This is a genomic window from Pseudomonas atagonensis, from assembly GCF_011369485.1.
GTDB classification, from domain to species: domain Bacteria; phylum Pseudomonadota; class Gammaproteobacteria; order Pseudomonadales; family Pseudomonadaceae; genus Aquipseudomonas; species Aquipseudomonas atagonensis.
In genome coordinates, this window is record NZ_VXCA01000025.1 from 204719 (window position 1) to 227438 (window position 22720).

Consider the following 22720-nt stretch of genomic DNA (forward strand, 5'->3'; position numbering starts at 1 on the left):
CGATTGACCGCGCAGCGGTCACAGACTTTATGCGCTGAATCAAGGGTTTGAACCGTGCGCGTTGGCGCCAGCGTTTGATCGTGGCACGATGTCGGGGTTATCGACCGAGACCCCCTGACCATGCCGCAATCCCAAGCCAAGAATCTGTCCCTGATCGCCGCAATCGACCTGGGCTCCAACAGCTTTCACATGGTCGTGGCCAAGGCCCAGAACGGCGAAATCCGTATTCTCGAACGTCTCGGGGAGAAGGTTCAGCTCGCCGCTGGCATCGACGATGAACGCCACCTCAACGAAGAATCGATGCAACGCGGCCTCGATTGCCTCAAGCGTTTTGCCCAACTGATCAACGGTATGCCGCTGGGCGCCGTGCGGATCGTCGGCACCAACGCCCTGCGCGAGGCCCGTAACCGTCTGGAATTCATCCACCGCGCCGAAGAAATCCTCGGCCATCCGGTGGAAGTGATCTCCGGCCGTGAAGAGGCGCGCCTGATCTACCTCGGTGTCTCGCACACCCTCGCCGACACTCCGGGCAAACGCCTGGTCGCCGACATCGGCGGCGGCAGTACCGAATTCATCATCGGCCAACGCTTCGAGCCGTTGCTGCGCGAAAGCCTGCAAATGGGCTGCGTGAGCTTCACCCAACGCTACTTCAAGGACGGCAAGATCACTCCGGCCCGCTACGCCCAGGCGTACACGGCGGCGCGCCTGGAAATCATGAGCATCGAACACGCCCTGCACCGCCTGACCTGGGATGAAGCTATCGGCTCCTCGGGCACCATCCGCGCCATCGGCCTGGCGCTGAAGGCCGGCGGGCACGGTACTGGCGAAGTGAATGCCGAAGGACTGGCGTGGCTCAAGCGTCGCCTGTTCAAACTCGGCGATGTCGACAAGATCGATTTCGAAGGCATCAAGCCTGACCGCCGGGCGATTTTCCCGGCAGGTCTGGCGATTCTCGAAGCGATTTTCGACGCCCTCGAACTGCAACGCATGGATCACTGCGAAGGCGCGCTGCGTGAAGGCGTGTTGTATGACCTGCTCGGTCGCCATCACCACGAAGATGTGCGCGAACGCACCCTGACCTCGCTGATGGAGCGCTACCACGTCGACCTCGAACAGGCGGCACGGGTCGAGCGCAAAGCCCTGCACGCCTTCGATCAGGTCGCAGTGGACTGGGAGCTGGACGACGGTATCTGGCGCGAACTGCTGGGCTGGGCCGCGAAAGTGCACGAAGTCGGCCTCGACATCGCGCACTATCACTACCACAAGCACGGCGCCTACCTGATCGAGCACTCGGATCTCGCCGGTTTCTCCCGCGAAGACCAGCAAATGCTTGCCCTGCTGGTGCGCGGCCACCGTCGCAACATCCCCAAGGACAAGTTTGCCGAGTTCGGTGACGACGGCGACAAGCTGATACGCCTCTGCGTGCTGCTGCGCTTTGCGATCCTGTTCCACCACATTCGTGGCACGCAGACCATGCCGCAGGTGGTTCTGCACGCCAACGGAGACAACCTCGACGTGGAATTCCCGGAGAACTGGCTGGATGAGAATCAGCTGACTCAGGCGGATTTCGGGCTTGAGGCTGAGTGGCTGACGCGGGTGGGGATTGTCCTGACCGTGCACTGAGTAACCGGCAGGCACAAAAAAGGCGATCCTTTCGGATCGCCTTTTTTATTGGCTTGGGCGTTCGGATTCAAGAGTTTTGGCGTTACTTGAATCTAGCCCCTCACCCCAGCCCTCTCCCGGAGGGAGAGGGAGCCGATTTATGGGCCTTTCAAATCCTGAGTTCGACTCGATATCTCAGGTCGATGTACTTCGAACATCCAACTCGGTCAGTCCCCTCTCCCGATGGGAGAGGGCTAGGGTGAGGGGGTGCTTTTAAGCTCTTAGCTGCTCACCGGCAAAATCGGGCTGCCCAACCGCTCCAGCAATGTCGCCTGCGCACTGCGCGGGTTCTGGTTGCCGGTTGGCGTGTTGCGGATGTACCGGCCATCCGACTGCAGGCTCCAACTGTGGGTGTTGTCAGTCAGGTACAGCTCCAGCTCTTTCTTGACCCGGGTCAGCAGCTTCTTGCCTTCCACCGGGAAGCAAGTCTCGACGCGCTTGTCGAGGTTGCGCTCCATCCAGTCGGCGCTGGAGAGGAACATCTGCTCCTCGCCACCGTTGAGGAAGTAGAACACCCGGGTGTGCTCAAGGAAGCGGCCGATGATCGAGCGCACGTGAATGTTGTGCGAAACCCCGGCGATGCCCGGACGCAGGCAGCACATGCCGCGCACCACCAGATCGATGCGCACGCCGGACTGGCTGGCCTTGTACAGCGCGCGGATGATCTTCGGATCGGTCAGCGAGTTGAACTTGGCGATGATGTGCGCAGGCTTGCCGTCGAGCGCGAATTGCGTCTCGCGCAGGATCATGTCGAGCATGCCCTTCTTCAGGGTGAACGGCGCATGCAGCAGCTTCTTCATGCGCAGCGTTTTACCCATGCCGATCAACTGGCTGAACAGTTTGCCGACGTCTTCACACAAGGCGTCGTCGGAGGTCAGCAGGCTGTAGTCGGTGTACAGACGGGCGTTGCCGGCGTGGTAGTTACCGGTGCCGAGGTGCGCGTAACGCACGATCTCGCCCGCTTCGCGGCGCAGGATCAGCATCATCTTGGCGTGGGTCTTGAAGCCGACCACGCCGTAGATCACCACCGCACCCGCCGCTTGCAGACGGCTGGCCAGTTGCAGGTTGGATTCTTCGTCGAAGCGTGCGCGCAGCTCGATGACCGCTGTCACTTCCTTGCCGTTGCGCGCGGCGTCTACCAGCGCGTCGACGATTTCCGAGTTGGCGCCGGAGCGGTACAAGGTCTGGCGTACGGCCAGAACATGCGGGTCTTTCGCCGCCTGGCGCAGCAAGTCGACCACCGGAGTGAAGGACTCGAACGGGTGCAGCAGCAGGATGTCCTGCTTGCTGACGACGCTGAATATGTTCTCGCTGTTCTGCAGCAGTTTCGGGATCTGCGGGGTGAACGGCGTGTATTGCAGCTCCGGGTGGCTGTCCAGACCGGTGATGCTGAACAGCCGCGTCAGGTTGACCGGGCCATTGACCTGATACAGCTCGGTCTCGCTCAGGTTGAACTGCTTGAGCAGGTAATCCGAGAGGTGTTTCGGGCAAGTGTCGGCAACTTCCAGACGCACCGCGTCACCGTAACGACGCGAGAACAACTCGCCACGCAGGGCGCGGGCAAGGTCTTCGACGTCTTCGGAATCGAGTGCCAGGTCGGCGTTTCGGGTCAGACGGAACTGGTAGCAGCCCTTGACCTTCATGCCCTGGAACAGGTCATCGGCGTGGGCATGAATCATCGACGACAGGAACACGTAATTGTCGCCAGGGCCGCCGACTTCTTCCGGCACCTTGATGATCCGAGGCAGCAGACGTGGCGCCGGGATGATCGCCAGACCCGAATCGCGACCAAAGGCGTCGATGCCTTCGAGTTCGACGATGAAGTTGAGGCTCTTGTTCACCAGCAACGGGAACGGGTGCGTCGGGTCGAGGCCGATCGGGGTGATGATCGGCGCGATCTCGTCGCGGAAGTAGCGGCGCACCCAGGTCTTGAGCTTGGTCGTCCAGTAGCGACGACGGATGAAGCGAACCTGATGCTTTTCCAGCTCCGGCAGCAGGATGTCGTTGAGGATCGCGTACTGACGGTCAACGTGACCGTGGACCAGCTCGCTGATTCGCGCCAGCGCCTGATGCGGTTGCAGGCCGTCGGCACCGGCCTGTTCACGGGCGAAAGTGATCTGCTTCTTCAGACCGGCAACACGGATTTCAAAGAATTCGTCGAGGTTGCTGGAGAAGATCAGCAGGAACTTCAGCCGCTCCAGCAACGGATAGGACTCGTCCAGCGCCTGTTCCAGCACGCGGATGTTGAATTGCAGTTGCGAGAGCTCGCGATGGATGTAGAGGCTGCTGTCATCCAGGCCCGGAATCGCGATGGCCGGTACCGCCGCAGCGGCTTCGGCCGCCGGCGCGGGTGGCGCAGGCTCCAGTTCCGGCGGGGTTTCGGTGATTTGTTCCACCACCGGCTGAGCTTCTTTTACTGCAACTTCTGTGAGTCCTTCGGTATTCATCGAATGTTCCTGGGAGGGCTATTTCTGCTCTCGTAACAATTGAGCGGCACGGACAGCAAAGTAAGTCAGGATGCCATCAGCACCGGCACGTTTAAAGGCGGTCAGTGATTCGAGAATCACCGCCTCGCTCAACCAGCCATTCTGGATCGCCGCCATGTGCATGGCGTATTCGCCGCTGACCTGATAGACGAAGGTCGGCACTTTGAAGGCATCTTTTACCCGGAAAAGAATGTCCAGATACGGCATGCCGGGTTTGACCATGACCATGTCCGCGCCTTCAGACAAGTCCGCACCGACTTCGTGCAGCGCTTCGTCGCTGTTGGCGGGGTCCATCTGGTAAGAGGCCTTGTTGGCTTTGCCCAGGTTCGACGCCGAACCCACGGCATCGCGGAACGGGCCGTAATAGGCGCTGGCGTACTTGGCCGAGTAGGCCATGATCCGCACATTGACGTGGCCGGCGATTTCCAGCGCTTCGCGGATCGCCTGAATGCGGCCGTCCATCATGTCCGAAGGGGCGACCACTTGAGCGCCAGCCTCGGCATGGGACAGAGCCTGACGGACCAGTGCGTCGACGGTGATGTCGTTCTGCACGTAGCCTTCTTCGTCGAGAATGCCGTCCTGACCGTGGGTGGTGAACGGGTCGAGCGCCACGTCGGTAATCACCCCCAGTTCCGGGAAACGATCACGCAGGGCGCGAGTGGCGCGCTGCGCGATACCTTCTGGATTCCAGGCTTCGGCGGCGTCGAGGGATTTCAGTTCAGGTGGCGTTACCGGGAACAGCGCCAGCGCCGGAATGCCCAGTTCGACCCATTTCGCCGCTTCTTCGAGCAGCAGGTCGATGGTCAAGCGCTCTACACCCGGCATCGACGCCACGGCTTCGCGGCGGTTTTCACCGTCGAGCACGAACACCGGCAGGATCAGGTCATCGACCGTCAGCACATTTTCCCGTACCAGCCGGCGCGAAAAATCGTCACGGCGATTGCGGCGCAGGCGAGTGGCTGGGAACAAACGGTTGGCAGGGGTAAAGCTCACGGCAGACTCCTGAGCCCGCGTAAACGGGCGAGCGTGACAGTTATAGACGGCCATTATGACTAACAGATGACAGTTGTGTGAGACCCGTGACATGTAGCCGCATTCCATTCTCAGTGTAGGAATTGTTCACGTCGAGACACATTTGGACACTTTCATGAATGTGTCCGAAGGGTTAGGCTGCGCGTTCATTTCGCCAGCACCCAGACAATGCTCCAACAATTTCTGCATGACTTTGGCTACTTTGCCTTGTTTCTCGGCACATTCTTCGAAGGCGAAACCATCCTGGTGCTCGCGGGCTTCCTCGCGTTCCGTGGATACATGGACATCAACCTGGTGGTGGTCGTGGCGTTCTTCGGCAGTTATGCCGGCGATCAGTTGTGGTATTTCCTGGGCCGCAAGCACGGGCGCAAATTGCTTGCGCGCAAACCGCGCTGGCAGATGATGGGCGACCGCGCCCTGGAGCACATTCGCAAGCATCCGGACATCTGGGTCCTGAGCTTCCGCTTCGTTTACGGCCTGCGCACGGTGATGCCGGTGGCGATCGGCCTGTCGGGTTATCCGCCGGGACGTTATCTGTTGCTCAACGGCATTGGCGCCGCCATCTGGGCCACCGCACTGGCCGCCGCCGCTTACCATTTCGGCGCGGTGCTGGAAGGCATGCTCGGCAGCATCAAGAAATACGAACTGTGGGTGCTCGGCGCCTTGCTGGTACTGGGCGTTGGCCTGTGGCTGCGTCGCCGCTTCAAGAATGCTCGTCTGGCCAAACAGGTCTATGAAGACGAGCAAATCGCCAAAGCGGCAAAAGCCGAGCAACTCCAGGCCGAACAGGCCAACCCGGCCGACCCCAAGACGCCAGCCGAGTAAGACGCTGGCGGCAAGCGGCTCCCGGGCCCGCCGCGCGTCATTCCACACATTCGATCCCAAAGAATGAACACCTCGCCGCCGCTGCGATCCATGTAGAGAGCGCTCTGTGCATCGTGAACGCGATGGCTGGATGGCGCAGGGCTGAGGACAAATCCCAGGTGTTGCCGGCCATTGACCCTATGGCCACGCGCGACAAATTAGTGGACATTTAGCGCCATGAATCTGGAGAGAAACCCATGAGCAAAAAAGTTGCAGTGATCCTGTCCGGCAGTGGCGTGTACGACGGCGCCGAGATCCATGAAAGCGTCATCACCCTGCTGCGTCTCGATCAACGCGGCGCGCAGGTGCAGTGCTTCGCGCCGAACATCGCGCAATTGCACGTGATCAATCACCTGACCGGTGAAGAAATGCCCGAATCGCGCAACGTGCTGGTGGAATCGGCGCGTATCGCTCGCGGCAACATCAAGGACATCCGCGACGCCGACGTCGATGACTTCGATGCGCTGATCGTGCCGGGTGGTTTTGGCGCTGCGAAAAACCTATCGAACTTCGCCGTCGAAGGCGCGGGTTGCACCGTCCAGCCTGAGGTTCTGGCGTTGGCGGAAGCGTTCGCCGAAGCGGGCAAACCGGTGGGGCTGATGTGCATCTCGCCAGCACTCGCGGCGAAGATCTACGGCCCGGGCGTGACCTGCACCATCGGCAACGATGCTGACACCGCCACGGCGATGAACAAAATGGGCGCGACCCACGAAGACTGCGCCGTCAGCGACATCATCGAAGACAAAGCGCGCAAACTGGTGACCACGCCTGCGTACATGCTGGCGCAAAACATCAGCGAAGCGGCATCGGGGATCAACAAACTGGTCGACCGCGTCCTCGAACTGACCCACGAAAACGACGCCTGATCCACCTCGTATGATCGTTCCCACGCTCTGCGTGGGAATGCCGCCATAGGCGCTCCGCGCCTGCTCACTTTGGCGCTACATTTGCGGTGAGGCCGGAACACGGAGCGTCCCAAGATGCATTCCCACGCGGAGCATGGGAACGAGCGTTCGTAAGGCTCAGGCTTTGCGGGTCAGGCGCGTGAGGATCCGGTCCAGCGCATTGGCAAACGCCTGCTTCTCGCGATCGCCGAACGGCGCAGGCCCGCCGCTCATCTGGCCCTGCTCGCGCAGATCGGTGAACAGGTTGCGCACCGCCAATCGTTCGCCCATGTTTTGCGCGTCGAACTCCCTGCCGCGCGGATCCAGCGCTGCCACGCCCTTCTTCACCAGCCGATCCGCCAGCGGAATATCGCTGCAAATCACCAGCTCGCCGGGCACCGCGTGCTCGACCAGATAGTCGTCCGCAGCATCCGGGCCGCTCGGTACCACGATGAGCTTGACGATGGCCAGCCCCGGTTTGGTCTGCGGTTGCCCGGCCACCAGCACCACTTCGAACTGACGCTTGAGGGCGAACTTCACCACCAGATCCTTCGCCGCCCGTGGGCAGGCATCGGCATCGATCCATACACGCATCATCGCTTCCTCTTTCCAAAAAGCATCGCGGGCAAGCCCGCTCCCACAAGGTTAACGCTAAACCTGTGGGAGCGGGCTTGCCCGCGTTTGTGAACGCAGCGAATGCGGTTAAGCGGCTACCCGCTTCTTCTCGGCTACCCAACTGCGCCCGTACAGCACAACAATAGCCAGAATCGCCACCGCCTGCGCCGTCAACGAATACGCATCGGCGTGAATCCCCAGCCAGTCGAACTCGAAGAACGCCACCGGCCGCGTGCCGAAGATCCCGGCTTCCTGCAATGCCTTCACACCATGCCCGGCAAACACCACCGACAGCGCGCACAGCAGCGCAGCATTGATGCTGAAGAACAGCGTCAGCGGCAGTTTCGCCGAACCGCGCAGGATCACCCACGCCAGACCGACCAGCAGCACCAGCGCCGTCGCACCACCGGCGAGCACTGCGTCATGCCCGGCGGGACCAGCCTGCAACCACAGGGTTTCGTAGAACAGGATCACTTCGAACAGTTCGCGATAGACCGAGAAGAACGCCAGAATCGCAAAGCCGAAACGTCCGCCGCCGCCCACCAGGCTGCTTTTGATGTAGTCCTGCCAGGCCGCTGCGTGGCGACGGTCGTGCATCCACACGCCGAGCCACAACACCATGACGCTGGCGAACAGCGCGGTTGCGCCTTCAAGCAATTCGCGCTGAGAACCGCTGACATCGATGACATACGCCGCCAGCGCCCACGTGCCGAGGCCGGCCAACAACGCCAGGCCCCAACCGACGTTGACGCTGCGTACCGCCGATTGCTGGCCGGTGTTGCGCAGGAACGCGAGGATCGCGGCCAGTACCAGAATCGCTTCCAGGCCTTCACGCAGCAGAATCAGCAGGCCGGAAATGTAGCTCAGCGACCAGCTCAGGCCATCGCTGCCGAGCAGGCCAGCAGACTCTTTGAGTTTGGCTTTCGCCGCGTCCAGACGTTGCTCGGCTTGCTCGACCGGCAGGCCGTCCTGCAACGACTGCCGGTAAGCCATCAGCGACTTCTCGGTGTCTTTGCGCACATTGGCGTCGACGTTATCCAGCGAACTCTCGACCAGTTCAAAACCTTCCAGATACGCCGCCACCGACAGGTCATAGGCCTGATCGTGCTCACCGGCACGGTAAGCCGCCAGGCTCTTGTCCAGTGTCGCGGCGGTATAGTCGAGCAATTGCGCCGGGCCGCGTTTGACCTGCGGCGGCTGCGCACGCTGGGCGCGGAACGTCGCCGCGGCTTGCGCGCCTTCGGCAGCCTGCACTTCGGCCGGCGTCTGCCGCGCCAGATCGGCGATGTTGTAAGTCTTCTCGGAGGTGGCCACTGCTGCGTCGGCGCTGAAGCCGGCGATGTAGGTGGCCAGATCCCAGCGCTGACGATCATCCAGCTGATCGGCAAACGCCGGCATGTCGGTGCCTTCGACGCCTTGGCCGAGGGTGTTGTAGATTGCGTACAGGCTCAGGTGATCAAGACGTGCCGCGTCACGCAGATTGGCCGGTGCCGGCGTCATACCCAGACCTGCCGGGCCGTCACCGGCGCCGCTGTCGCCGTGACACACCGAGCAGTTTTGCGCATATAGCGGCGCGCCACGCGTCGGGTCTGGGGTAATGATCGGCGCCTGGCTGACTTCATACGCCACCGCCAGTTGTGCGCCCAATTGCCGGGCCTGACGAGCCACGTCGGCGCCGTCCTGCTTCGATTTGATCGCCGCGTGCAGCGCTTCGATGCCCTGCTCCAGCGCCACTTTCTCGGGCTTGGCCGGCATGTCGGCGATCAAGCCTTGCAGCGCCCGGGTGAATTCGAGCTGCTCGCGGTATTCAGAGTCGTCGACGACTTTGCCCGCCGCCACCGTCTGCGGATAGTCAGCGCTGATGTAATCGAGCAGGTGCAGCGCTTGCGGTGCGCCTTCCACGGTATCGGCCAGCAGGTTGAAGCTGCTCAGGGCACACAACGGGAACACCAGCCAGGCCAGAAATCGGGACGAGGCAGTCATGAAGGGGTCTCAAATGGAAATGCGAAGTTACATATTGTTCACTTCGAAGACATTTCCCTCAAGCTTTGTCGGCACCCTGGCCGTTGTTTAGTGTGTGAGCGCGGTCAGAGGGCGGTAATGCCCGGCCATGAAATCCACGAATACCTTCACCTTCAGCGCGACATGCCGGGCATGGGGATACAACGCGTAATAGTGGCGCTGGCCCAGCGTGCAGTTGGGCAGAATCTGCACCAGCCGCCCGCTCAACAGGTCGTCCTGCACTGTGGCACGGGTGAACGAGGCGATGCCGACACCCGCCAGCGCGGCAGCATGCAGCGCGCTGATCGAATCCGCCTTGAAGCGCCCGTGCGCACTGATCGCCGTGGTCGCCCCGCGCGCGTCGGTCAATGACCAGTCGCTGCCGCCGGTAAATGCCAGAAGTTGATGCTCGATCAACTCCCGTACCTGACGCACCAGCCCATGCCGGGCGACATACGCCGGCGCGGCAACCAGCACCATCTCCGAAACGGTGAGCAGGCGCGCCACCAGTGACGAGTCCTCCAGCGGCCCGCAAATGCGCAGCGCCACATCGAAGCCTTCGGTGATCAGGTCAACAAAGCGGTCATCGCAGGACAAATCGACCTCAATGTCGGGGTAGCGCTGTTGAAACGCCGGTAGCCAGTTCGCCAGTTCCAGCGTGCCGATCACCATCGGCGCGCTGATCCGCAACACGCCACGGGGGCTTTCATGAGCCTGCCCCAGCGCCACGGCCGCTTGATCCAGTCGATCAAGAATGTCCACGCACGCGGCGTAATACTGCTGGCCAGCGCTGGTCAGGTTGAAGCCACGGGTGTTGCGATTGATCAGCCGCGTGCCGAGTTCGCTCTCCAACTGCTGCAATTGCCGGGAGATGGTCGAGTGCGTGGTGTCGAGCCGCTCGGCCGCAGCGCTGAAACCGCGACACTCGACGATGCAGCGAAACGCGCGCATGGCCTGCAATTGATTCATCGTGGCTCCCGGATTTGATCAACAAACGAACAAGCCTAGCTCAATCGCCGATCCCTTTGAACCGGATAAAGCGCAGGTTTACGCGCAAGACTTGTGTGAATCCTGAACAGATAACGCCGCAAAAAACGGCGCAGCGCATGGCCATGACGGCACCCTATAATGCGCCACCTCTTTGCCTTTTTCGTTCAAGGAAGAACCCGCCGCCATGCGCCCATGCCTGCTGTTTTTGCTGATGCTCGCAGCCATTGTTCAACTGAGCGGATGTGGTGCCTGGCGCAACTACGACCTGGAACTTCAGCAGACCACCGACCAGTTGAAACAGGGCAATCCCGAAGGCGCGCTGTATGTGCTGGAAGCGTACAACCCGGACGAAGAAAAAGACCTGCTCTACTACTTCGAAAAAGGTGCCGTGCTCAGCCTCGACGGAGCGCTCGCGCAAAGTCAGGTGGCGTGGCGCAGTGCCGAGCAGATGATCATTCAGCGCCAGGACACTCTCCAAACCACCACCGATAAATTGCTCGCGGCGATGGGCGATCACTGGGGCAGCATCATCAACGACAAGGTCCGCCGCTATGAGGGTTACGACTATGAAAAAGTCATGCTGACCACGCAGATGGCCCTCAACCAACTGGCCGAGAATGACTTCGACGGCGCCCGTGCCGATATCAAGAAAACCCACGAGCGCGAAGCACTGATCGCGCGGCAACGGGAGCTGGAATACGAGCGCGTCGAAGACGCTGCCAAGTCCCAAGGCGCACGCGTGCACTACACAGACCTACAGGGTTATCCGGTGGTAATGCTCGATTCACCCGCGGTCATTGCCCTGAAAAACGGCTATCAAAGTGCGTTCAGTCATTACCTCGCCGGTTTTACGTATGAGGCGTTGGGCGAGAAGGATCTCGCGGCTCCGGGTTATCGTCAGGCCATCGAGTTGCGCCCGGACATCACGTTTTTCCAGCAGGCACTGAAAGACCTCGACAGTCCGGGACTGAAAGCGGACGAAAGCGATGTGCTGATCATCGTGCAGAGTGGCCTGGCACCCGCCCGCAGCTCGGTGCGTGTTCCGTATCCGGTGAAACTGGCGGACGGGCAAGTCATCGTTGCCAATATTTCGTTTCCGGTCATGGTGCCGGACACTTCCACGGCCTCGTTCAACCGGGTCAACATCGACGGTCGCCAGAAAGCGCTGATCGCGGTCAACAGCATTACCGACATGTCGTTGCGCACCTTGCGTGACGACATGCCGGGCATTGTTCAGCGCACCACCTACCGGGCTTTTCTCGCCGCCGATGTTCAGGGCACAGACAATCGGCGCAATCCGGCCAAGGCCTCCTACGTGACTCACTGGGACGGTTTTGAACACGCAGACACACGCACCTGGCGCACCTTGCCAAACCTGACCCAAGTCGTGCGCCTGCGCCTGAAAAAGGGCGATCACCTGATCAGCCTGCCCAACACTCAGAGTGCATCTCCCCTGAAAATTCGCATCGACCAGAACCGTCAGGTCATCGCGCTACGAGCCTTGGGCAAGCTGATCTACGTCAATGGCAGCGCTTTCCAATCGAACCCGTCGCTCGAAAGTCGCGTATCCGGGCTGAAATAAGTAATGGCACCTAACTAACCGGTGCAATTAAAAAGCTATTACAACGCCAGCATTGCCCGCCTATAATGCCGCGCCTCGTTATTGCGACGAGGTATTAAAGCTCCTCAGGTTATGAGGAATTGGCAGGAGGCCAGGGCCACTGTCGATGGGTCACACCAGCCCGACCAGCGCACGTGGCTGCAGTCAGCACTACACACTCAGGGAAGAAGTACCCCCTATGGCATTCCGCGCTCCCACTCTGATCGCGCTCAGCGCCGTCACTCTGCTGTCCGGCTGTTCGGCGTTTCGCAACTACGATTCCGAACTGGCACAGACCAACCAGCAACTGGCCTCCGGCAACGTCGACGCCGCCCTGACCCTGCTGGAAAAAAACAACACCGGCCCCGACAAAGACCTGCTCTATTACTTCGAGAAAGGTGAGTTGCTGCGCGCCAAGGGTGATCTGTCCGGCAGCCAGAACGCCTGGACCAGCGCCGATCAAGTGGTCGGTCAGTGGGAAGATGCGGTCAAGCTCGACAGCGCCAAGTACCTGGCCCAGTTCGGCAGCTTTATCGTCAATGACAAGGTTCGCCGCTACGAGGGCTACGACTACGAAAAAGTCATGCTGACCACGCAAATGGCCCTGAACCTGCTGGCGGTCAACGACTTCGACGGCGCGCGTACCGCGATCAAGAAGACGCACGAACGCGAAGCGGTAATCGCCGACCTGCGTGACAAGGAATACCTCAAGAGCGAAGAAGAGGCCGAGAAAGAAGGCATCAAGACTCAGTACAAGGACTTGCAGGGCTACCCGGTCGCCAGCCTCGACGCGCCGGAAGTGGTGAGCCTGAAGAACAGCTACCAGAGTGCGTTCAGCCATTACCTGGCCGGTTTCGTCTACGAAGCACTGGGTGAAAAAGACCTCGCTGCACCGGGCTACCGCAAGGCCGCCGAACTGCGCCCGAACACGCCGTTGCTGGAGCAGGCGCTGGTCAATCTCGACAAGCCGGCCAAGAGCGATGACAGCGACATCCTGATCGTCGTGCAAAGCGGCCTCGCGCCGGCCCGCGACTCGATCCGCGTTCCGCTGCCATTGCCGATTTCCAACAATGTGGTGATCACCCCGCTGTCGTTCCCGATCATCAAGGCCGACACTTCCACCGCGCCGTTCGCCCAGATCGGTGTCGATGGCCAGCAAGTCGACCTGACTGCGCTCAACAGCACCACCGCCATGTCCCGCCGCGCCTTACGCGATGACATGCCGGGGATCATCGTGCGCACCACCGTACGCGCGATCACCAAAGGCGTGGCGCAGAAAAAGATCAACGAAACCAATCCGCTGGCCGGTCTGGCTGTGGGTATTTCTTCAGCCGTGCTCGAAGGTGCCGATACCCGTACGTGGCGTACCCTGCCGGACAACACCCAAGTGGTGCGTCTGCGCCTGAAAAAGGGTGAGCATCAGGTTACTCTGCCGAGCGCCGTGGGCGGTTCGGTGGTCAAGGTCACCGTCGATCAGCGTTATCAGGTGATCAGCCTGCGCGCCGTGGGCAATCAAGTGTTTGCCGGCGGTCTCGCCGCCCACGTGATGCCGAGCGCCAACGCGACCAACGTCGCCAGCCTCAAACAACCTTAAGAACGGAGTCTTTGCATGCGCTTCAAACTCATCGCCGTTGCCGCCCTCGCCTTGCTGGCCAGCGGCTGCGCCACCCCGCCACCGCCGGAGCCGGGCAGCGCCGCGAGCAAAGTCGTGGCCATGGGCCCGCAAAAACACATCGTTGTCGGCGCCATGCGTGTGGCTCGCGAAAACGGCTTCATGACCGTCAACGTGCAGTTGAGCAACACCCTCAACAGCAACAAGACGTTCTACTACCGCTTCGCCTGGCTCGGCCCGGAAGGCTTCCCGATTGCCGAGGAAGAAGTCTGGAAAAGCCAGATGATGTATGGCGCCCAGACCAGCTTCATTCAAGGCATCGCCCCGACACCGAAAGCCGTGGACTTCCGTCTGGAACTCAAGACGCCTTAAGCACGCCACCCTATTTCTGATTTAGAGAGCATTCCCATGTTTGCACGCTTTTCCTGCATCGCCGTCATCGCCCTGCTGGCTTCCGGTTGCGCCAACACTTCGCCGACCCTGGGCAGCAAGAACATCAGCTACGGCGACACCAAAGCGGTTGAAACCGTGACCAACGAATTCGGTTCGACCGACCTGCAAATGATCGCCGAGTCGATGACCCGCTCGCTGGCTCAGTCCGGCATTCTGCAGAATCGCCCGGTAGTTCAGGTCTACGACGTGAAGAACAAGACCAGCGAGTACATCGATACCCGCGAAATCACCACCAGCATCAAGACTCAACTGATGAAGACCGGCGTGGCCCGTTTCGCCAGCGACAACAACGCGATGCAGAGCCAGGTTGACCAGCTGAAGCTGCAAAACCAGAGCGGTCTGTACAAGAAAAGCACCGTGGCCAAGACCGGCAACATGATCGCGGCCAAGTACCGCATCGAAGGTTCGATCAGCTCGATCGTCAAGCGCAGCAGCGACTACAAGGACGTCTTCTACAAATTCAGCCTGCAATTGATCGACGTTGAAAGCGGTCTGGCCGAGTGGATGGACGAAAAAGAGATCCGCAAAACCACGGAGCGTTAATTGATGCGCACATGGATTGGCATGATGGCCCTGGCTTGCGCGTTTGGCGCGCAAGCGGCCCCGAAAGTCGCGGTGACGGATCTGGCGTATCAGGAACGTGTGGAGCAATACATCCACATCGTTTCAGCCCAGAGCAATCATCGCGAGAGTTACTACAGCGCCAGCGGTTCTTCGAGCTACAACGAGCTTGAAGCCACCACCAGCTACATCGAACAGGGCGAGCTGCGTAAATTCACCGGCGACATCAAGGGTGAAATTCTCCGCACCGGCATGTTCCAGCTGGTGCAGGGCACGCCGTACACCGCGTCGTCCAAGGGTGACGTCTACGACGTGATCAAGCGGATCAAGGCCGGCAACTTCAAAGGCGCCGATTACGTCTTGTTCGGCACGGTGTCGGACATCGACTTCACCCAGGACATGAACGAGCTGGCGAACACCGACAGCTATTCGGCGGTACTGGGCCTGACGTTGGTGGCGGATTTCAGCCTGATCAACACCAAGACCTTCGAAATCACCTCGGCCTTCACGGCGATGGGTGAAGCGCAGGACACCAAACTGGTGAACGGCCGCGACATCAAGATCTCGCTGAACCGCCCACGGGTGGTACGTGAGGTGTCGAAGGCGCTGGGCGAAGACGTCGCCGGGCAACTGAGCCAACAACTCGGTGGTGGCGGTTACGAGCAGCCGCGTGAACCGCAGCAACGCAACAATCTGCCGCGTGATACCGCGCCGATGATCTTGCGCTGACTCTGGCTGAGGGCTTCCACAAAAGCCCCCTTGCCACAGTTGATCTTCAACCGGCAAAAATGAAAAAGGCGACCTCTGGAGGTCGCCTTTTTTGTGCGTGATCATTTTACGCGGCGGCTTTACGCAACGTCGCCATAAACGCCGCCGCACCAATGAACAGCCCGGCAAAGGTGCGGTTCATGCGTTTCTGCTGGGTCGGTGTGCGCAACAGGCGCAGCACTTTCGACGCCAGCCCGGTGTAGCCGGCCATGACGATCAGGTCGACGCAGATCATGGTCACGCCAATCACCACGTACTGGATCAGTAACGGTGCATGGGGATTGATGAACTGCGGCAGCACCGCGAGCATGAACACCAGCGCCTTGGGGTTGCTGATGTTGACCAGGAAACCACGGAACAACAGGGTCAGCGGCTTGCCGAGCGGCCGCACCGCCGCGTCATCGCTCATGTCCATGGGCTGTGCGCGCCATTGCTTGATCGCCAGATACACCAGATAGGCCACGCCAAACCATTTGATTGCATGGAACGCAGTGGCGGAAGCAGCCAGGACGGCGCCGACACCGGCGCCGACAATCGCAATCTGCACGGCCAGACCGATCTGCAGGCCGAAGGCGTTCCAGTAACCGCGCCAGAAACCGTATTGCAGACCGCTGGACATCGACGCAATGGCGCCGGCACCCGGAGACAGACTGATCACCCAGCAGGCGGCAAAGAATGCCAGCCATGTTTGAAGCTCCATCGCACACCTCGATTCATGCTCGTGACAAATGCCTAAGCTAATGCGGGTTTGAATGGATGACTACCGATTTTTTGCTGAATGTTGCCGGTGGCGCTGACGGCCCCTTCGCGAGCAAGCCCGCTCCCACAGGGGGATGCATTCCAAATGTGGGAGCGGGCTCGCTCGCGAAGGCGTTAGAACAGACGCCGCAGAAATTACTTCTCGAAGCCGCTGGAAGGGAACACATCGCTACCGCGCCAGCGCCGTACCGAACGCTGGAAGAACAGGCTGTTCGGCACCTGCACCATCGCGCTGCCGGTGCCCAGCTCTTCAGCCTCGATCAACGTGGTGTAAAGCAGATTGATCGCCACCACCCGGCCTTTGACGCCGGGCTTGTCAGTGGTGTCCACCAGTTCGACCACATCGCCCAGGCGAAACGGCCCGACGGTGAAAATCAGAATCGCGCAGAGCAGATTCGACAACACACTCCACATCGCGAAGAACGCCACCGCCGCCACGGCGACAAAACCCGACAACGCCGTCCACAACACTGTGGCCGAGACGCCGAGGCGCTCCAGCACAAAGATCACCGCGCTGCCCATGATCAGCCAACGCAGCACGCCACGCAGCGGCATCAGCAACTGAGGCGGGAACGGGTAACGCTCGCCTAACCGGGTCAGGCCTTTGGCAACGAAGCGCTGGGTGAGATAACCGGCCAGCAGGATCAGCAGAATCTGTACGCCAAGCCAGATCGGCTCGACCCACATCGCCGGCAAAGGAAGCTTGAACGCCTCCATCAGGACAGCGCCTCCAGCTCCGCTTGCATGCTTTCCAGGGTTTCCAGGGCTTCCATCCACGCCTCTTCCAGCTCGGCTTCGCGGACTTTCAGTTTGGCCTGTTCGGCCAGCAGATCGCGCAATTCGTTCTTGCGCGCCGGTTCGTAGATGTCGCTGTCGCCGAGGCTGGCATCAACCTTGGCGAGTTTTTCGTGGAGCTTGCCCAGTTCGGCTTCGAGCTTGTCGGCTTCGCGCTTGTGCGGTGCCAGTTGCTGACGCAAGGCAGCAGCGGCCTGACGTTGAGCCTTCTTGTCGGTCTTGTCCGGGTTGACCGGCGTGTTGCTGACCGGCGCGTTGCGCTGACGATATTCCACCAGCCAGCGCGCATAGTCTTCGAGGTCGCCATCGAACTCTTCCACCTTGCCATCGGCAACCAGATAGAAGTTATCGGTGGTGCTCTTGAGCAAGTGACGATCGTGGGAAACCACCAGCACCGCGCCGCTGAATTCCTGCAGCGCCATGGTCAGCGCCAGGCGCATTTCCAGGTCGAGGTGGTTGGTCGGTTCGTCGAGCAGCAGCAGGTTCGGCCGTTCCCAGGCAATCAGTGCCAGGGCCAGACGCGCCTTCTCGCCGCCGGAGAAATTCAGCACCGGCTCGTCGATCCGCGCGCCACGGAAGTCGAAACCGCCGAGGAAATCGCGCAGGGTCTGCTCACGCTCGGTCGGCGCCAGTCGCTGCAAGTGCAGCAACGGGCTGGCCTTGGAATCCAGCGAGTCGAGCTGATGCTGGGCGAAGTAGCCGACCACAGTGTTCTCGCCACGGGTCAGGCGCCCGGCGATCGGTGACAGCTCACCGGCAAGGTTTTTGATCAGCGTCGACTTGCCCGCGCCGTTAGGGCCGAGCAGGCCGATCCGCGCACCCGGGGTCAGTTGCAGCTTGACCTTCTCGAGGATGGTTTTGTCGCCGTAACCCAGACGCGCATCGGACAGATCGATCAGCGGGCTGGAAATCTTGGTCGACTCGCGGAAGACGAAGTCGAACGGCGAATCGACGTGGGCCGCCGACAGCTCTTCCATCCGCTCCAGAGCCTTGATCCGGCTCTGCGCCTGACGGGCCTTGGTGGCCTGGGCCTTGAAGCGGGCGATGTAGCTTTCCATGTGCGCACGCTGCGCCTGCTGCTTCTCGTAGGCCTGTTGCTGCTGGGCCAGACGTTCGGCACGGGCGCGTTCGAACGCGGTGTAGCCGCCACGGTAGAGCGTCAGCTTGCGCTGATCGACGTGGGCTACGTGATCGACGACTTCATCGAGGAAGTCGCGGTCGTGGGAAATCAGCAACAAGGTACCCGGGTAGCTTTTCAGCCACTCTTCGAGCCAGATGATCGCGTCGAGATCCAGGTGGTTGGTCGGTTCGTCGAGCAACAACAGATCCGATGGACACATCAGGGCCTGCGCCAGGTTCAGGCGCATCCGCCAGCCACCAGAGAAATCGCCGACCTGGCGATCCATCTGCTCGTTGGTGAAACCAAGACCGGCCAGCAGCTTGCGCGCCCGCGCATCGGCGGTGTAGCCGTCGGCGCTGTCGAGCTCGGCGTGCAGACGGGCCAGAGCGACGCCATCGTGCGCCGCTTCGGCCACCGCGAGGTCACGTTGCACCTCGCGCAGACGCAGGTCGCCATCGAGCACATAGTCGACCGCGAGGCGTTCGAGCGTGTCGACCTCCTGACGCATGTGCGCGATGCGCCAGTCGGCCGGCAGCAGGCAATCGCCCGAATCCGGGTGCAACTCGCCGCGCAGCAAGGCAAACAGGCTGGATTTGCCGGCGCCGTTGGCACCGATGAGGCCGGCTTTGTGGCCGGCGTGCAGGGTCAGCTCGGCGTCTTCTAGCAGACGTTGCGGGCCACGCTGTAAAGTCAGGTTCTGAAGTCGGATCATAATGGCGGCGGAGTCTACCAGCTTCGCTCACAACTGGCGCGAGTAGCACGATGTCCTCTGACCTGTGGAGCTTTTCCTTTGCCACCTACGCCCGTCCGGGCGTGGAAGACGCCTGTCTGCAACTGCAATCGGCGGGGGCCAATGTGTGCCTGTTGCTGTGCGGTTTGTGGCTGGAACGGCGCGGGGTGACGTGCGATGAACAACACGTGCGCGCGCTTCAGGCACTGACCGAACCGTGGGACACGATGGTTGTACAACCGCTGCGAACCTTGCGAATGCAATGGAAAACTCGGGCCGTGCACGATGCGGTGTTGAAAGGCATGCGCGATCAGGTCAAGGCGCTGGAGCTTGAAGCCGAGCGAGCGTTGTTGTCGAGACTGGAAGGTGTGGCCCAAGTCTGGGCACGGCATGCAACGGGGTCGCCGAGGTGGCTGGAGGCGCTGGCTGGCCCGGCGGCCGAACCGCACCGCGACGCGCTGCAAGTGCTGCGCGTCGCGGCAACCGGCGCTTAGGAAGCGCTGGTCGGGTTGCTGGTGACGCTCGACGCAGCGGCTGGCGATGGCGCAGTCGTGGTGGTCGAGGTAGAGGCAGCGGATGCCGGTGCAGTTGGCGAAACCGGAGTTGCCGAGGTGGCAGGCTTGGTTGCTGGAGCAGTAGCCGGTTTGGCGGCGGCTGGTTTGGCAGCGGCTGGCTTTTTCACGGCAGGTTTTGCAGCTGGCTTGGCGGCTGGTTTAGCGGCAGCAGGCTTGGCAGCGGCAGTCGCCGGTTTGGCAGCGGCAGCCGGTTTCGCGGCTGGCTTGGCTGCCGGTTTGGCGGCGGCTTTTACCGCTGGTTTGGCAGCAGGCTTGGCGGCCGGTTTTGCCGCCGCTTTTGCAGCGGGTTTGGCTGCGACCGGTTTAGCGGCAGTCTTGGCTGCTGGCTTCGCAGCAGCGGTTTTCGCCGCTGGCTTGGCGGCAGGTTTAGCCACGGCTTTGGCAGCCGGTTTGGCGGCTGCGGTTTTCGCCGGAGCAGCTCTGGTTGCGGCTGGTTTTGCAGCCGGCTTCGCAGCGGCAGTACGAGCAGCGGGTTTGGCTGCAGTGGTTTTAGCCGCTGGTTTTGCAGCACTGGCCGCGGCAGGTTTCTTCGCCGCAGGTTTGGCGGCTGCTTTGACCGGTGCTTTGGCAGCAGGCTTGGCAGCTGTTTTCGCAGCAGGTTTGGCAGCGGCAGGTTTGGCAGCAGCGGTTTTCGCTGGAGCCTTGGCAGCCGGTTTGGCAGCGGCTTTTTTCGCCGGTGCCGCCGCAGGCTTGGCTGCACGGGTCGACAGCACCTTGCCCACTGCTTCTTGTACACGACCGACACCCTGGGCCAGTTTCAGGCTTTCCTGGGCGTCGCGCTTGAGTTGCAGAATGTAGCTGCGCGTGTCGGACTGACGATCCTTCAACGCATCGAGCAGGTCTTCCAGTTCTTTCACTGCGCCTTTGGCTTTGGTCTGCGCCTTGGCTTTACCGGCCGCAGCTGCGTCCTGCAATTTGGTGCGGGATTTGTGCAGTTTTTCTTGCGCCTTGCCACGTTGCTTTTCCAGTTTGGCGAGCAGTTTTTCAGCATCAGCCAAGGCTTGGGAGCAAGCGTTTTCCAGATGCTCGAGCAGGCTGCCCGAGAGTTGTTGGAGTAAGTGCAACGGAGTGTTTACAGGCTTCTTGGTGGCCGACATGGTTTACCTCCTGGCTGACGTGAGTGCGGCTCATACTAGACCTCTGCTGCTACCGCCGCTAGGTCATCTTGACAGTATCAATTCCGTTGCGTTGCACCGAAGTGAAAATGTTCTGCACGAAGGCAAAAGCAGTTCACCGTTGCAGACGTTCGCGCTGGCATAATCCACCGCATCTCAGGACGGAGAGTGCCCATGTCGCGCTACTTTTTTTTATCCCTCTGCATGATCTTTTCGACCGCCCACGCTGACGAAAAAACCAGCGCAAACGATGCTCACGATCTGGCTTACAGCCTCGGTGCAAGTCTGGGTGAACGACTGCGTCAGGAGGTTCCGCAATTGCAGATCCAGGCACTGGTTGATGGTTTGCAACAGGCCTATCAAGGCAAGCCACTGGCGCTGAGCGAAGCGCGCATCGAACAGATTCTGGCCGATCACGAAGCGCAAAACGCCGAGCACTCCGCGCAGCCTTCGAGCGACGCCGCGATGGAAAACGAGCAGCGTTTTCTAACCGCCGAAAAAGCCAAACCCGGCGTGAAGGAACTGGCCGACGGCATCCTCCTGACCGAACTGGTGGCGGGCACCGGCGCCAAAGCCGGGCCGGATGGAAAAGTGCAGGTGCTGTACATCGGTCGGTTGCCGGACGGCACGGTGTTCGATCAGAACAGTCAGCCGCAGTGGTTCAATCTCGACAGCGTGATCGCCGGATGGCGCACCGCATTGCAAAACATGCCGGTAGGCGCGAAGTGGCGGTTGGTGATTCCATCGGATCAGGCGTACGGTGCCGACGGTGCCGGCGACCTGATTGCGCCGTTCACGCCGCTGGTGTTCGAAGTCGAATTGCGTGGCGCCACCAGTTGATCGGGCAATAAAAAAACGGTGCGCTTTTGGCGCACCGTTTTCATTTGAAAGGCGTTGATCAGGCCTGAACCGGATCTTCTTCCTTGTGTGCCGTGTGCAGCACCTCAATCAGGCAATCTTCCAGTTCGAAGCGTTCGTGCAACAGGCCACCCAGCTCCTTGAATTTCTCGGCAACGCACTTGCCTTCGTCGCACAGGTCATTGAACGCGAGCAGCTTCTCGGTAATGACGTCGATGCGCGGGTAGATTGTCTCGGCCAGTTCAAGGCCTCGCTTGTCATTGAACGCCTTGGCTTCGCCCGTCAGCTGTTCGTAGATTTCGAAGTGCCCGGCCGATACGTAGTCGACCAGCACGCCGCAGAATTCCTGCAGGGGCTTGCGGTTCTCGGACAGGGTCTGAGGCTCCGCACCGAGCTTGTCGTAGGCGCCGATCAGCTCCTCACGCTCCTGTAACCAGCGGTCGATCAGCAGATGAACTCCACCCCAACGTTCCTGAGCATTCTGACAACTTTCGAGCATGGCGATCTCTCTTCCCTTGTGGGTCATGCTGCTCTACACCCGCGCCCTCTTTTTGGCTTGGGGGCAATCGGGCAGAGCGTCATCGAGCAACATAAATCCAATGACACGTGCGGGCCAGATTATGCCCGCACGCTTATGGCTTCAAGGTACGCAGGAGATAAAGTTCATACAAGTGTTTAATCCCTGACCAGCAGGCGGTGCGACGCTTGGTCGCTGAGCGGTCGTTGCAGAGCCGTCCAGACCTGACGCAGCAGTTGGTAAATGGCGATGATCGACATCCCCAGAAAAAACAGCAGACTCCATTCCGGCAAGCTCAGATCAAACAGCGTCCAGGAAATTTCCGCGCAGTCGGCGCCACCGTTGAACATCCGCGCCAGCGCACAGATCCACGGCAATCCGCCGAACAGCATTTCAGGCGCTGGCGAGCAACTCACCAATTGCCAGACCGGGTCGCTCTGAATCAGCACCTGACGCCAGGCCGCCGTAATGCCGCCGGCACTCGCGCACAACGCCAGCAACCAATAAAACGACAAACCTCCTTGCTGTGGGCCATGCACCGCTGCCAGGCCGCATATCGCCACCAGCAAAGTCAGAAACAAACGCTGCACCAGGCACAGGCTGCACGGGGTCAGACCCACGGCGTATTCAAGGTAATAGGAAGCTCCCAGGGCAATGGCCCCCGCCGTGAAAGCGATGAAAAACAAGGAGCGTGAGCAGGCCAACGACATGGCATTTCCGTAA

At 60.8% G+C, this 22720-nt stretch carries 21 protein-coding genes; 10 read left to right on the forward strand and 11 right to left on the reverse strand.

Annotated elements, in window-relative coordinates; translation table 11 throughout:
* Positions 1–120 precede the first annotated feature (120 nt).
* A complete protein-coding gene (ppx, locus tag F2P67_RS16510; RefSeq protein ID WP_166221704.1) occupies positions 121–1623 on the forward strand; it encodes an exopolyphosphatase in 1503 nt (500 codons plus the stop codon).
* Between the two features lie 260 nt (positions 1624–1883).
* Here ppx and ppk1 read toward each other — a convergent pair whose 3' ends face one another.
* Both ppk1 and hemB read right to left on the reverse strand, forming a co-directional pair.
* Positions 1884–4109 (reverse strand): polyphosphate kinase 1, encoded by a 2226-nt coding sequence (gene ppk1, locus F2P67_RS16515; RefSeq protein WP_166221705.1) that lies wholly within the window; start codon positions 4107–4109, stop codon positions 1884–1886.
* An 18-nt stretch (positions 4110–4127) separates the two neighbouring features.
* The gene (gene hemB / locus F2P67_RS16520; RefSeq protein ID WP_166221706.1) at positions 4128–5141 is read right to left on the reverse strand and encodes a porphobilinogen synthase; all 1014 of its coding nucleotides are present in this window, start codon (positions 5139–5141) and stop codon (positions 4128–4130) included.
* Between the two features lie 207 nt (positions 5142–5348).
* On the opposite strand from hemB, the gene F2P67_RS16525 reads away from it, so the two are divergent.
* Positions 5349–6005 (forward strand): DedA family protein, encoded by a 657-nt coding sequence (locus F2P67_RS16525; protein WP_166221708.1) that lies wholly within the window; start codon positions 5349–5351, stop codon positions 6003–6005.
* 236 nt (positions 6006–6241) lie between these two features.
* Positions 6242–6910: an isoprenoid biosynthesis glyoxalase ElbB gene (gene elbB, locus F2P67_RS16530; protein WP_166221709.1), complete on the forward strand. Its 669-nt coding sequence runs from the start codon at positions 6242–6244 to the stop codon at positions 6908–6910.
* A 156-nt stretch (positions 6911–7066) separates the two neighbouring features.
* On the opposite strand, the gene F2P67_RS16535 is transcribed toward elbB, so the two are convergent.
* The 3 genes from F2P67_RS16535 to F2P67_RS16545 form a co-directional block, all read right to left on the reverse strand.
* On the reverse strand, positions 7067–7522 hold the full coding sequence (locus F2P67_RS16535; protein ID WP_166221711.1) for a YaiI/YqxD family protein: 456 nt from the start codon (positions 7520–7522) through the stop codon (positions 7067–7069).
* A gap of 108 nt (positions 7523–7630) precedes the next feature.
* The gene (locus F2P67_RS16540; protein WP_166221712.1) at positions 7631–9526 is read right to left on the reverse strand and encodes an FTR1 family protein; all 1896 of its coding nucleotides are present in this window, start codon (positions 9524–9526) and stop codon (positions 7631–7633) included.
* Positions 9527–9613: 87 nt separating this feature from the next.
* On the reverse strand, positions 9614–10513 hold the full coding sequence (locus tag F2P67_RS16545; RefSeq protein ID WP_166221714.1) for a LysR family transcriptional regulator: 900 nt from the start codon (positions 10511–10513) through the stop codon (positions 9614–9616).
* Between the two features lie 205 nt (positions 10514–10718).
* Here F2P67_RS16545 and F2P67_RS16550 point away from each other — a divergent pair, with 205 nt between their 5' ends.
* The 5 genes from F2P67_RS16550 to F2P67_RS16570 all read left to right on the forward strand — a co-directional run bounded on the left by F2P67_RS16550 (position 10719) and on the right by F2P67_RS16570 (position 15489).
* On the forward strand, positions 10719–12116 hold the full coding sequence (locus tag F2P67_RS16550) for a COG3014 family protein (RefSeq protein ID WP_166221716.1): 1398 nt from the start codon (positions 10719–10721) through the stop codon (positions 12114–12116).
* Between the two features lie 217 nt (positions 12117–12333).
* Positions 12334–13728: a COG3014 family protein gene (locus F2P67_RS16555; protein ID WP_166221718.1), complete on the forward strand. Its 1395-nt coding sequence runs from the start codon at positions 12334–12336 to the stop codon at positions 13726–13728.
* Between the two features lie 15 nt (positions 13729–13743).
* Positions 13744–14118: a YcfL family putative periplasmic lipoprotein gene (locus F2P67_RS16560; protein WP_011336502.1), complete on the forward strand. Its 375-nt coding sequence runs from the start codon at positions 13744–13746 to the stop codon at positions 14116–14118.
* A gap of 36 nt (positions 14119–14154) precedes the next feature.
* Entirely contained in the window at positions 14155–14742 is a 588-nt protein-coding gene (gene lpoB / locus F2P67_RS16565; protein WP_166221720.1) for a penicillin-binding protein activator LpoB, read from the forward strand.
* A 3-nt stretch (positions 14743–14745) separates the two neighbouring features.
* Positions 14746–15489 carry a penicillin-binding protein activator LpoB gene (locus tag F2P67_RS16570; RefSeq protein ID WP_166221721.1) on the forward strand — a complete coding sequence of 248 codons (744 nt, stop codon included), beginning with the start codon at positions 14746–14748 and terminating at the stop codon, positions 15487–15489.
* A 106-nt stretch (positions 15490–15595) separates the two neighbouring features.
* Here F2P67_RS16570 and rhtB read toward each other — a convergent pair whose 3' ends face one another.
* The 3 genes from rhtB to F2P67_RS16585 form a co-directional block, all read right to left on the reverse strand.
* A complete protein-coding gene (rhtB, locus tag F2P67_RS16575; protein ID WP_166221723.1) occupies positions 15596–16228 on the reverse strand; it encodes a homoserine/homoserine lactone efflux protein in 633 nt (210 codons plus the stop codon).
* Between the two features lie 194 nt (positions 16229–16422).
* Entirely contained in the window at positions 16423–17004 is a 582-nt protein-coding gene (locus tag F2P67_RS16580; RefSeq protein WP_166221725.1) for a mechanosensitive ion channel family protein, read from the reverse strand.
* Positions 17004–18914: an ATP-binding cassette domain-containing protein gene (locus tag F2P67_RS16585; protein WP_166221727.1), complete on the reverse strand. Its 1911-nt coding sequence runs from the start codon at positions 18912–18914 to the stop codon at positions 17004–17006. The genes F2P67_RS16580 and F2P67_RS16585 overlap by 1 nt, the downstream gene beginning before the upstream one ends.
* Before the next feature lie 50 nt (positions 18915–18964).
* On the opposite strand from F2P67_RS16585, the gene F2P67_RS16590 reads away from it, so the two are divergent.
* Positions 18965–19426: a TIGR02444 family protein gene (locus F2P67_RS16590; RefSeq protein ID WP_166221729.1), complete on the forward strand. Its 462-nt coding sequence runs from the start codon at positions 18965–18967 to the stop codon at positions 19424–19426.
* On the opposite strand, the gene F2P67_RS16595 is transcribed toward F2P67_RS16590, so the two are convergent.
* Positions 19423–20604, reverse strand: a complete 1182-nt coding sequence (locus F2P67_RS16595; RefSeq protein ID WP_166221731.1) for an AlgP family protein — start codon at positions 20602–20604, stop codon at positions 19423–19425. The genes F2P67_RS16590 and F2P67_RS16595 overlap by 4 nt on opposite strands.
* Positions 20605–20796: 192 nt before the next feature.
* Here F2P67_RS16595 and F2P67_RS16600 point away from each other — a divergent pair, with 192 nt between their 5' ends.
* Complete coding sequence (locus tag F2P67_RS16600; protein WP_166221733.1) at positions 20797–21462, forward strand: FKBP-type peptidyl-prolyl cis-trans isomerase; 666 nt, start codon at positions 20797–20799, stop codon at positions 21460–21462.
* A 58-nt stretch (positions 21463–21520) separates the two neighbouring features.
* Here F2P67_RS16600 and rsd read toward each other — a convergent pair whose 3' ends face one another.
* Both rsd and F2P67_RS16610 read right to left on the reverse strand, forming a co-directional pair.
* The gene (gene rsd / locus F2P67_RS16605; RefSeq protein ID WP_166221734.1) at positions 21521–21979 is read right to left on the reverse strand and encodes a sigma D regulator; all 459 of its coding nucleotides are present in this window, start codon (positions 21977–21979) and stop codon (positions 21521–21523) included.
* 176 nt (positions 21980–22155) lie between these two features.
* Complete coding sequence (locus F2P67_RS16610; protein ID WP_166221736.1) at positions 22156–22707, reverse strand: disulfide bond formation protein B; 552 nt, start codon at positions 22705–22707, stop codon at positions 22156–22158.
* Between the last annotated feature and the right edge of the window lie 13 nt (positions 22708–22720).

Bases quoted from the DNA above. Each gene is read 5' to 3' on its own strand.
- ppx (WP_166221704.1), top strand. From the start codon at position 121: ATGCCGCAATCCCAAGCCAAGAATCTGTCCCTGATCGCCGCAATCGAC.
- ppk1 (WP_166221705.1), bottom strand. From the start codon at position 4,109: ATGAATACCGAAGGACTCACAGAAGTTGCAGTAAAAGAAGCTCAGCCG.
- F2P67_RS16525 (WP_166221708.1), top strand. From the start codon at position 5,349: ATGCTCCAACAATTTCTGCATGACTTTGGCTACTTTGCCTTGTTTCTC.
- elbB (WP_166221709.1), top strand. From the start codon at position 6,242: ATGAGCAAAAAAGTTGCAGTGATCCTGTCCGGCAGTGGCGTGTACGAC.
- F2P67_RS16535 (WP_166221711.1), bottom strand. From the start codon at position 7,522: ATGCGTGTATGGATCGATGCCGATGCCTGCCCACGGGCGGCGAAGGAT.
- F2P67_RS16540 (WP_166221712.1), bottom strand. From the start codon at position 9,526: ATGACTGCCTCGTCCCGATTTCTGGCCTGGCTGGTGTTCCCGTTGTGT.
- F2P67_RS16545 (WP_166221714.1), bottom strand. From the start codon at position 10,513: ATGAATCAATTGCAGGCCATGCGCGCGTTTCGCTGCATCGTCGAGTGT.
- F2P67_RS16550 (WP_166221716.1), top strand. From the start codon at position 10,719: ATGCGCCCATGCCTGCTGTTTTTGCTGATGCTCGCAGCCATTGTTCAA.
- F2P67_RS16555 (WP_166221718.1), top strand. From the start codon at position 12,334: ATGGCATTCCGCGCTCCCACTCTGATCGCGCTCAGCGCCGTCACTCTG.
- F2P67_RS16560 (WP_011336502.1), top strand. From the start codon at position 13,744: ATGCGCTTCAAACTCATCGCCGTTGCCGCCCTCGCCTTGCTGGCCAGC.
- lpoB (WP_166221720.1), top strand. From the start codon at position 14,155: ATGTTTGCACGCTTTTCCTGCATCGCCGTCATCGCCCTGCTGGCTTCC.
- F2P67_RS16570 (WP_166221721.1), top strand. From the start codon at position 14,746: ATGCGCACATGGATTGGCATGATGGCCCTGGCTTGCGCGTTTGGCGCG.
- rhtB (WP_166221723.1), bottom strand. From the start codon at position 16,228: ATGGAGCTTCAAACATGGCTGGCATTCTTTGCCGCCTGCTGGGTGATC.
- F2P67_RS16580 (WP_166221725.1), bottom strand. From the start codon at position 17,004: ATGGAGGCGTTCAAGCTTCCTTTGCCGGCGATGTGGGTCGAGCCGATC.
- F2P67_RS16585 (WP_166221727.1), bottom strand. From the start codon at position 18,914: ATGATCCGACTTCAGAACCTGACTTTACAGCGTGGCCCGCAACGTCTG.
- F2P67_RS16590 (WP_166221729.1), top strand. From the start codon at position 18,965: ATGTCCTCTGACCTGTGGAGCTTTTCCTTTGCCACCTACGCCCGTCCG.
- F2P67_RS16595 (WP_166221731.1), bottom strand. From the start codon at position 20,604: ATGTCGGCCACCAAGAAGCCTGTAAACACTCCGTTGCACTTACTCCAA.
- F2P67_RS16600 (WP_166221733.1), top strand. From the start codon at position 20,797: ATGTCGCGCTACTTTTTTTTATCCCTCTGCATGATCTTTTCGACCGCC.
- rsd (WP_166221734.1), bottom strand. From the start codon at position 21,979: ATGCTCGAAAGTTGTCAGAATGCTCAGGAACGTTGGGGTGGAGTTCAT.
- F2P67_RS16610 (WP_166221736.1), bottom strand. From the start codon at position 22,707: ATGTCGTTGGCCTGCTCACGCTCCTTGTTTTTCATCGCTTTCACGGCG.